The sequence below is a fragment of the Lentzea indica genome, from assembly GCF_012184385.1.
Lineage (GTDB): Bacteria > Actinomycetota > Actinomycetes > Mycobacteriales > Pseudonocardiaceae > Lentzea > Lentzea indica.
Map to the genome: position 1 here is coordinate 1 of NZ_VSRL01000600.1, position 635 is coordinate 635.

Annotated in this window: 1 protein-coding gene; it reads left to right on the forward strand. The window is 72.8% G+C overall.

Annotated features, from left to right (window positions below; translation table 11 throughout):
* Window positions 1-133: 133 nt before the first annotated feature.
* On the forward strand, window positions 134-635 hold a 502-nt coding region (locus FXN61_RS49875; protein WP_223165934.1), incomplete at its 3' end, for a hypothetical protein.

The following is a 635-nucleotide window of genomic DNA, read 5'->3' on the forward strand; positions in this document are numbered from 1 at the left end:
CCGAGTCGCCGGACGTGCTCGCGCGGGCCGCCGAGCAGGCGCTGTCCGCCCAGGACTGGGAGCTCGCGGAACGGCTGTCGCGCGCCGCGGTGGCGCGTGGGCGACATCGCGTGTCGGGCTCGTCCTCGGGCTGGTGCTCATGTACCAGCGCCAGTGCGGGCAGGCCGAGGAGGTGCTCGCCGAGACCATGGCGGCGGGCGGCGACATGCTCACGTTGATCAAGGTCGGCTGTACGCGCGCGTTCAACCTGTTCTTCGGCCTCGGCGACGAGGACGCCGCCGTGGCGGTGCTGGACGAGGTGACCGCACGGGAGCTGCCGCCCGAGCTGGAGCACGCGGTGTTGTTCTTCGCGCTGACGTTCGCGCTGGAGGCCGCGCCGCTGCGGATCGCGCGGCTCGGCGGCGAACTGCTGATCGCCGAGGGCGGCTGGGCCGCGACGGCGGGACGGCAGGTGCTGGCGTTCGCCGACCAGTTCGCCGGCCGCTACACGGAGGCCCTCGCGCGGATTGAGGACAACCACGAGGCGGTCATGGCGACGGCGGGGCGGTTCCCGTCGTTGATGAACGCGGCGAACGGTGTGCGGAACGAGAGCATCCTTCGCTGCGGAGATCTGGCTGGTGCCGAGACGCGCGCCG